Source organism: Pseudactinotalea sp. (assembly GCF_048594945.1).
Taxonomy (GTDB): domain Bacteria; phylum Actinomycetota; class Actinomycetes; order Actinomycetales; family Beutenbergiaceae; genus Pseudactinotalea.
The window spans coordinates 1-4,668 of sequence record NZ_JBMDXJ010000444.1 but is presented as its reverse complement, the minus strand read 5'-3'; the positions used below and the strand labels follow the sequence as shown (position 1 = coordinate 4,668).

At 68.8% G+C, this 4,668-nt stretch carries 6 protein-coding genes; 3 read left to right on the top strand and 3 right to left on the bottom strand.

Annotated features, from left to right (window positions below; translation table 11 throughout):
* Nucleotides 1–384: TCP-1/cpn60 chaperonin family protein (locus ACOJSN_RS20210; protein ID WP_420114278.1), on the top strand; the 384-nt coding region annotated here is incomplete at its 5' end.
* A gap of 75 nt (nt 385–459) precedes the next feature.
* On the opposite strand, the gene ACOJSN_RS20205 is transcribed toward ACOJSN_RS20210, so the two are convergent.
* Together ACOJSN_RS20205 and ACOJSN_RS20200 are read right to left on the bottom strand one after the other, a co-directional pair.
* Complete coding sequence (locus ACOJSN_RS20205) at nt 460–1,068, bottom strand: histidine phosphatase family protein (protein ID WP_420114277.1); 609 nt, start codon at nt 1,066–1,068, stop codon at nt 460–462.
* 14 nt (nt 1,069–1,082) lie between these two features.
* Nucleotides 1,083–2,234, bottom strand: coding sequence for a PEP/pyruvate-binding domain-containing protein (locus ACOJSN_RS20200; protein WP_420114276.1), 1,152 nt, complete (start codon nt 2,232–2,234; stop codon nt 1,083–1,085).
* Nucleotides 2,235–2,294: 60 nt separating this feature from the next.
* Between ACOJSN_RS20200 and ACOJSN_RS20195 the strand changes: the two genes are divergently transcribed.
* Complete coding sequence (locus ACOJSN_RS20195; RefSeq protein WP_420114275.1) at nt 2,295–2,684, top strand: DNA-binding protein; 390 nt, start codon at nt 2,295–2,297, stop codon at nt 2,682–2,684.
* Nucleotides 2,681–3,316: a transcriptional regulator gene (locus tag ACOJSN_RS20190; protein ID WP_420114274.1), complete on the top strand. Its 636-nt coding sequence runs from the start codon at nt 2,681–2,683 to the stop codon at nt 3,314–3,316. Before ACOJSN_RS20195 ends, ACOJSN_RS20190 begins: the two co-directional genes overlap by 4 nt.
* A 261-nt stretch (nt 3,317–3,577) precedes the next feature.
* Here the strand turns inward: ACOJSN_RS20190 and ACOJSN_RS20185 are convergent.
* On the bottom strand, nt 3,578–4,668 hold a 1,091-nt coding region (locus ACOJSN_RS20185), incomplete at its 5' end, for a hypothetical protein (RefSeq protein ID WP_420114273.1).

The window sequence follows — 4,668 nt, the reverse complement described above, 5'->3', positions numbered from 1 at the left end:
CAGGCCGCCAAGACGGCTCTCGAGTCTCTCGAGCTCGTGGTCGACGATGCGACCGGTGCGAACATCTTGAATGTTGCGGTGGACGCCCCGCTCATGCTGATCGCCATCAACGCCGGTCTCGAGGGCGGCGTGGTCGCCGAGCGCGTGCGCTCGCTGCCCGCCGGCCAGGGCCTCAACGCCGCCACCGGCGACTACGAGGACCTGCTCGCCGCTGGCATCAACGACCCGGTCAAGGTGACCCGTTCCGCGCTGCAGAACGCCGCCTCGATCGCCGGTCTGTTCCTCACCACCGAGGCCGTCGTGGCCGACAAGCCGGAGAAGGCCCCCGCGGCCCCCGCCGGCGGCGGTGACGACATGGGTGGCATGGGCGGCATGGGCTTCTGAGCCTGACCGCCTGACCGCAACATCTGCGACGGCCCCCGGGGAGACCCCCGGGGGCCGTCGTGTTGAACGACGCGATCAGTGGCGTGAGTCTCCGCCCCGTACGCCGGTCCAGCGCAGGGCCGCAGGGAGGTGGCCGAGATCGTTGAACGTCACCAACGTCGGCCGTAGCCCCGGTCGATACTCGATGGTCGTGAGTGCGGCGTTCGCGCAGTCGAGGTCGATCCAGCGCGCCGGCGGCGCATCGAGGGCATCGCGCACCAGCCATGCGACCTGGTAGGCGTGCGTGATGAGCAGCTCGTGCGAGTCGCGATCCTGGCCGGCCGCGGGCGGGCGGGCAAACCGGGTCACCAGCGCCGCTGCGCTCCGGTCTCCAGCAGCGGCTTTGTCAGCGTCGTAGCCGTCGAAGAAGCCGGCCTGCGAGGCCGGGATCTCACCCTGCGGAGGCACGTATGGCACGTGGTCGATCAGCTCCTCGGCGGCCCCGACGGGGGCGCCGCGCAGGCGCGGCGCGAGCTCGCGCGCAGTGGCGGCGGCTCGTGGGAGCGGCGAGTGCCACACGGCATCGAACGGCGTCGTGGCGAGGCGCTCGCCGAGGAGGCGCGCCTGCTGTCGTCCTGTCTCGGTGATGTCGCCGAACGGGTCGGCCTCGCCGTGCCGTGCCAGGTAGAGGTGTCGCGTGGCCATGTCAGAGCTTCTCCCTAGGAGGTGTGGACGACGACGGTCCCAGCGGTGCCATCGACCGTGACGGTGCTGCGGTTGTGTAGCCGTGTGGTGGCGTCATGGACGTCGAGAACGGCCGGGATGCGTCGCTCCCGGGCGACGATGGCGGCGTGGGAGAGAGCGCCTCCGCGTTCGGTGACGACCCCGGAGGCGACGCCGAGCAGGGGTGTCCAGGCGGGATCGGTGAACGGACAGACGAGGATGTCGCCCGCGCGAACCTGGGCGAAGTCGGAGGGGCCGCAGACGATCCGAGCCGTTCCGGTCGCCGTGCCTGGGCTTCCAGGTGTGCCGGACATGGCCACGCGATGCGCGGCTCGGGAGTCCCTGCTCGATGCTCGGTCGGTCTGGCGCTGGGGGAGGCGGGCGGTCACGGGCCGGGACTGCAGCAGCCAGAGGCGGCCGTCTGCGAGTGCCCATTCGATGTCATGTGGTCCCTCCAGCACCCTGGCGACTCGCTGCCCCATGGCGGCGAGCTCTCCGATGACGGCGTCGTCGAGGCAGGGAGCGCGCTGGTCGCGCTCCGATGACGCGCTGCGTACCACCAGCGAGCCGCGCCGGTCCAGCCTGCTGGACTTCGCTCCGAGGCGTCGGCTGATCGAGCCGTCTGTGCCCACGTGGAACGCGTCGGGGGACACGGTGCCATTGACGACGCTGGGGCCCAGCCCCCACGACGCTTCGATGTCGACGCCCTCAGACCCGGTGAACATCACTCCGGCCACATCGGCGTCGACCATGCGCTGGACCAGGACCGCCATGCCGCCGGCGTCGCTCTGGCCACTGGCTTGCCGGTATGCGCGTGCCCGTGGACTGTGCCACGAGTCCCGGCAGGACTGGATGGCCGCTGCGACCGCAGCCGCGCTCTGCACGCCGAGCACCGTGACGTACTGGCCGGCGGCCGAGCTCCCCGCGGCGTCCTCTCCCGCCGCGGAGGACCGCACCGCGACGGGACTGTCGCCCAGCCGAGCGAGCTCGCGTGTGAGCGTCCCGGCCACGCCGGCGAGGGCCGCGTCGGCGAGGTCGGCTGTCACCACGAACCCGTCCGGCACCGGGAGTCCGGCTCGTCGCAGCGCCGCAAGTCGGGCCGCCTTCGGCCCACAGCTCGGCGCCACGGTGCGATCCAGCGGGATCATCCGGCCCCCCCCTATCAACAGTTCATTGACAACAGTTCGTTGATTGTGCAGGATGGGGCCGTGCCACGCAACCACTCAGATTCCGTCGCGGCCTCTGACCAGCGCAACGCCGACCGAGAGCGCACGGCGAGCGAACGACTGCGTGGGCTCGGCGGGGACCGGATCCCCGCGCCGCCCTGGCGCCCGGCGACGGTGCCGCACTCCGCCGTCGACCTCGTGCAGCTCGCACTCTGGCGTTCGCAGAGCCTCGATCGCGACGAGGTCGGCGCCGCTCTGTCGCTGCTGCCGGCGGCGCGCGCCGAGGTCGACGGACTCGAGACCGGCATGCTGTTCGTCGCGCGTAGCGCCGGCATGACCTGGGCACAGATCGCCGACGCGATGGGCTTCAACTCGCCGCAGGCGTGCCAGCAGCACTTCCAGCGGCTGGCCGCGCGCAGCGAGGCGAGATGACAGGCGGTTCCGCGGCGCAACTCCTGGTGCTCCATGCGGTCCGCATCCTCGGCTTCGCCGACGTTCCCGCGATCGCCGGCCGATTCGACCTGCCTGAGGCTGTCGCGTGCCAGGAGGTCGAGGCCGCACGAAGCGAGGGCTGGATGTCGTACGCCACGTTCGCGGACCTGAGCGGGTGGTCTCTGACCGAGCTCGGACGCGTGGAGAACGAACGCCTGCTCGCCACGGAGCTCGAGCACCGACACGCTCGAGGCGTGGTCAAGGCGGCGTACACGGACTTCCTGCCCCTCAACACCCGGTTGCAGCGTGCCTGCACGCACTGGCAGCTCCGGCCCGCGCCGGGTGACCCGCTCGCCGTGAACGACCACAGCGACCGGGCGTGGGATGCAGGAGTGGTCGTCGAACTGGCCGACCTTGGCGCGGCCCTGGTGCCACTGGTGGCCAGGTTGACCGGGACGCTGCCGCGCTTCGAGGGCTACGACCAGCGATACCTGTGCGCACTCGCGCGGGTGCGATCAGGCGAGACGGAATGGGTGGACCGCACCGACCGCGACTCATGCCACCGCGCGTGGTTCGAGTTGCACGAGGACCTCGTGGCCACGCTCCGGATCGACCGGGGCGCACCGGACTGAGAGGCCGGCGGATATCGAGTTGGCCGGGCGCGGGATGATCCGGGGATGCACTACTGCCAGACCTGTGACGAGCAGCGTCCGATGACGCCCACCAACGGTGCCGCGCGGTGCCCGCAGTGTGGCTCGGTGGCGCCGGCCTCGACCGTGGGCCAGGTGTTCCTGGTCACCGGGGCGTCAGGGGCGGGCAATACCACATGGAATCTCTGACGCGGATATCGATCGGTAGGAACTGTGAGAACATCGCACTCCCGTCTCCTGCGATCAGGGAGCTGACGTTTCCCTTGCGAGTGTTGGGAAGCGCCGGAGTAGTTGCAAAGCCTCAGACTGGACGTGCCCGCCAGCCCTGGATGCGCGAAGAACTAGAGGTGCGATCTGGTCGCGCCGCCAGTGTCCGTAGCGCTGCGGACGTTTGATGGCTCGATCCCATTTCGACACGGCCCCCTCGGGAAGTTCTGCGATGAGGATGTCGATCAGGGCAGGGTCGAGATGATCACAAAGCTCTACCCACCTGCTGAGGTTGTCGAAGGGGCTCGTTGTGTTGTTGGTGAGACCCTCGATCATCCCGTCTCTGTTTGCCTGGACTATTTCTCTTGCGAGGTCGGGGTCGTGCTCGGCGAGACGAGCGACCACGGCGGTTGCCCAGCCCCAGTGATGGTGATCGAGCTGAAGGTCGAGCGGGAGTCCTCGTCGCAGCGCGCGTGCGGCGACGTCGGGGGCGATGAAGGCGATGAAGGAATCGAGTTCCGTGAGTGATGGTTCCAGTCGGTCGAGGATCGCGTGGACGTGGTCGGGCTTCTGATCTGATAGCTGCAAGCAGAGGTAGAGGCCCGTCCGCGTTGGTCGTCCTTCTGGAACGGCCAGTGATTTCTCGAGCCGCGCGAAGTCGATCCGGTCTGCGATCGCAGTGAAGGTGGCGGGATCTGTCTTCTTGACCAGGCCGATAAAGACGTCGAAGTTTATCTGTCCCCACTGGTCCTGTGGGCCGGCGAGAGTGTGTGCGACTTTGTCGCGGTCGAGTTCGCGGACAAGAGCGCGCGCAGCGGGTCGGCATTTTTTCGGCAGGTTGGTTCGGTCACCGAACGAAATCGCGCCGTAGCCAAGGACATGGAACATCAGGCCGAACAGTTCGTTCCATCGTCGGACTGGATCAGCGGAAAGCAACGATGCGATCCTTCGTGCGGAGTGTTCGAGGAGTCGCAGAGACAGGTCGTGGTCGGCAGCCGCGAGGTTCTCGATCAGCAGTGAGATGTGTGCCAGATCGGGCGGGGCGGCATCGAGCATATGCGTGAAGGCTGTCTCGTCGAGATGCGGTCCTGCTGAGGCGCGGAGCGGCTCGCCACCTACGTTGCAGA

Excerpts from the sequence above, each read along its gene's own strand:
- ACOJSN_RS20205 (WP_420114277.1), bottom strand. The coding sequence starts at position 1,068 with ATGGCCACGCGACACCTCTACCTGGCACGGCACGGCGAGGCCGACCCG.
- ACOJSN_RS20200 (WP_420114276.1), bottom strand. The coding sequence starts at position 2,234 with ATGATCCCGCTGGATCGCACCGTGGCGCCGAGCTGTGGGCCGAAGGCG.
- ACOJSN_RS20190 (WP_420114274.1), top strand. The coding sequence starts at position 2,681 with ATGACAGGCGGTTCCGCGGCGCAACTCCTGGTGCTCCATGCGGTCCGC.